This is a genomic window from Rhizobium sp. rho-13.1 (assembly GCF_007000305.1).
Taxonomy (GTDB): Bacteria; Pseudomonadota; Alphaproteobacteria; order Rhizobiales; family Rhizobiaceae; genus Rhizobium; species Rhizobium rhododendri.
This window is the reverse complement of record NZ_SCFL01000058.1, coordinates 1-3,135: the sequence shown is the minus strand read 5'-3', so window position 1 is coordinate 3,135 and position 3,135 is coordinate 1. Positions and strand designations below refer to the sequence as shown.

2 protein-coding genes and 1 pseudogene are annotated in these 3,135 nt (G+C 55.5%); all 3 read left to right on the top strand.

Annotation, left to right across the window (positions count from 1 at the left end):
- The first annotated feature begins 193 nt into the window (after positions 1-193).
- The 3 genes and pseudogenes from EQW76_RS28505 to EQW76_RS28495 all read left to right on the top strand — a co-directional run bounded on the left by EQW76_RS28505 (position 194) and on the right by EQW76_RS28495 (position 3,063).
- Positions 194-1,072 carry a hypothetical protein gene (locus tag EQW76_RS28505; RefSeq protein ID WP_142832588.1) on the top strand — a complete coding sequence of 293 codons (879 nt, stop codon included), beginning with the start codon at positions 194-196 and terminating at the stop codon, positions 1,070-1,072.
- 188 nt (positions 1,073-1,260) lie between these two features.
- Positions 1,261-1,338, top strand: a pseudogene (locus EQW76_RS28500) (transposase); the annotation flags it as partial.
- A 147-nt stretch (positions 1,339-1,485) separates the two neighbouring features.
- Positions 1,486-3,063, top strand: a complete 1,578-nt coding sequence (locus EQW76_RS28495) for a tyrosine-type recombinase/integrase (protein WP_142832589.1) — start codon at positions 1,486-1,488, stop codon at positions 3,061-3,063.
- The last annotated feature ends 72 nt before the right edge of the window (positions 3,064-3,135 follow it).

The window sequence follows — 3,135 nt, the reverse complement described above, 5'->3', positions numbered from 1 at the left end:
GCAAAATCACGATATCGCCCAAAACTCGCAAGGCGGTCCACGCCGGAGCGATACGATCTTCGGCACTCAATCCCTCTTACAATTGTAAGGCAAAATTGGTTGAAATTCGTACTTCGGTCGATAACCATGCCTGTCTCTAAAATCAAAGTTCACGTGTGCTTCCGGTGACGCAGCTCGGAAAGGAAATATGACGATGAAGCGATTGAATGCGGAAAATCCCGGTAAGATCGATAGTAGCGAAAGTTCCGGACTCCATAAGAATATGAACACAGATTCAGTCGCAGATATATTCTCCAGGCTGGTTACTCCCGATCCAGTAAAAACAGCCGCCGAGCTCGGAAGGTTCGAAAAGGCTGGCCGTGAAGCGAGGCAAATGCTGAAAGATGGGCCTACCGGCGACTTTAAACATAAGCTTAATCGTCTCGGGACGTCTGCAAGCAGGCTGTTTGAAAACGTCGTGCCGCGCGATGACCAGGCTGTGACGCCGCCACGGCTCAAGAGTGTCATTCCGATCATCGATTTCCAGACGTCACAGCGTAGAACGAAACTCGTTGACCAAGTCCTCCATCTCCCCGAACAGCAAAAGCAAGCTGAGGCTCTGCAATTACTCAAAGAGAAGCTCGGCTTATTCGATGCGAATGATAAAAATCGTTTAATTGATCACGCGCTCCATCTGTTTGACAGAGCTGACCATTCTGACGATCAGGGAAGTGCCGCCGAATTTCTCGTGTGTGCGCAGAATTTCCTCTCAGATGTACATCGTAGTCGTATTGATGAGCTTCGAAGTGGTGATGGCAACCACGAAGACTTGTATTGGAACATAGAACACGATTTCAAAAATTCTCAATCACAAGAGACACGTTCATCGAACAATCCGGCAACTCGAAATGACACCGAGTTAGGTGAACTCGAAGCAGCCGTATTACGCATAACATCATCAAATATCGTATCCGACGGTAAGTTGGGCGAGGTGGAAAAAGTAAGCGAGAGACTAGCAGAAAGCTATCAACGTTTGCGCCAGGAACTCTATTCAACCGATCGCTCGAGAAACAATAGCTCCAGAGCTGGATAGAATCGAAGCGCCAATGGACCTATTGGACCGCACCATGCGTGTCATCACCACGAAGCTTCGCGCGCTGCACCACTAGCAGCCAGTGTGGGTGGACCCTGACAACTATTTCTCGCGTGCGACGGTAGTCGGAGGTCTCGCCGCCCGTCAGGACGAAGCATGGAGGGCGTCCCTTACATCGCTCTAGGTGGCTTTTCCTGACTGATGGGCGCATCGAGATCAACAATAACAGCGTCGAGCGGACCATCCGGCCGATAGCCGTCAATCGCAATTATGCGAAGCTCGGGATTATGTGTAGGCTTTCTGGATCCTCGGTAAAAAACCATTGTTTTACAGCGATTGCGAAAGCAGCGTGACGATTCCAACTGCGCATAATTTCATTCTCCCTGCTCCAATCACTGGAAGGGGAGATTTCCATGAAGCCCATCATTTTGCAGCCTGGACCTCAAGCATGGCTATCGTCCAGCACTCTATCATCCTATCAGGACCGCTATGTCGCTCGTCTTCGGGAAGACCGGTACGCGCACAATGTGATCCGCGTCTATCTCGCGAGCGTCGCCCATTTCGCACGCTGGCTCGGCGAGCAGGGCATTGGTCTTTCATCGCTGAGCGCGGCGGTGCTGGATCGCTTTCTTAACGATCACCTGCCGATCTGCAGTTGTCCTGAGCCAGTTCGCCGGACGCGGTATGAACTGCGAACCGCCATTCGTCACCTGCTGAGACTGCTTGAGGCCGAGGGGGCCATTTGGCCGGATGACGAGCAGGATGGGCTAAGCAAGGAGCTGGCCACGTTCGATGCCTATATGCGTGACGTCGCAGGCTTAGCGGAGACCACACGGCGGCAACGTGGTTTAATTGTCGGCAGATTCCTCGCTCAAACTTTCGGCGCGGGCTCTGTCGACATCACGAAGATCGATACCGGAGCAATGAGGCGGTTCGTCCTGGGTGAAGGTCGCGATTGGGGCGCCGGGGCAGTGCGCGTCGCGGGTAGTTCGATAGGCGGCTATCTGAAGTACCGACAGATGTGCGGCGACAAGGTCAGCAAACTTCTGCCGGCCATCCCGCGCGCGGCGCACTGGCGTCTGGCGTCACTACCCGAGACATTGTCACCAGCCCAGATTGACGCGCTTCTGGCATCGTTCGATGCGAATCTACCATCTGGTCGACGGGCCTATGCCATGGTCAGATGCGTCACCGATCTTGGCCTTCGCTGTGCGGAAGTGGTCAAGCTGCGCATCGAGGACATTGATTGGCGGAACGGAACAGTCAGGATCGCTCGCTCCAAGACGCATTTCATGGACTGCCTGCCGTTGCCCAGGGCAACCGGCGAGGCAATCGCCGAATACCTCAGGCACGAGCGGCCCGAGACGGTGAGCCGGGCGATCTTCGTTCGCCATGTCGCGCCCTATGATCGTCCGGTCCAGACAGGAGTAGCCAAGCGTGCAGTCATCGCCGCGTTTCGCCGGTGCGGTTGGGATCGGTGCGACCCGCATGTTCTGCGCCACAGCGTGGCAAGCCGACTGCTACGCGAGGGCACACCGATGAAGCACATTGCCGATATCCTGCGCCATCGCAGCCTCACACATCAAAGATCTACACCAAGATCGATTTCGAGCGGCTGTCGGCTGTCGCTCTTCCCTGGCCAGGGAGGGCGTGATGGCGATGAAGACAACAATGACGGAACATGTCGCAGCCTACCTGGCGGAACGCTCTCTGCTAGGCTTCAACGTCAGCGGCCCCGACGCTCGGCTGCTGAGGTCCTTTGCCGGTTTCGCCGACGAGCAGAACTGCGGCACACTGACCAACGACCTTGTCATCCGCTGGGCAAAGGACCGGTCGCGGATCAGTCACCCCTTCACCTGGGCTGGACGGCTGGCAGTTGTGAAGCCGTTTGCAGCATACATGACGCGCCTGGATCCCGTGACAGAGTTTCCAACAGCGCCGATATTCCGCAAGTCGCGGCGGAGGTTGACGCCCCATATCTATACCGATGACGAGATCCTCGGCTTAGCAGGTTGCGGAAAAAGGCCCTTGCTGTGAGCGGACTGGCGTGATTCCATGCCTGG

What these genes read in the sequence shown, in the direction of transcription:
- EQW76_RS28495 (WP_142832589.1), top strand. Translation starts at nt 1,486, where the DNA reads ATGAAGCCCATCATTTTGCAGCCTGGACCTCAAGCATGGCTATCGTCC.
- EQW76_RS28505 (WP_142832588.1), top strand. Translation starts at nt 194, where the DNA reads ATGAAGCGATTGAATGCGGAAAATCCCGGTAAGATCGATAGTAGCGAA.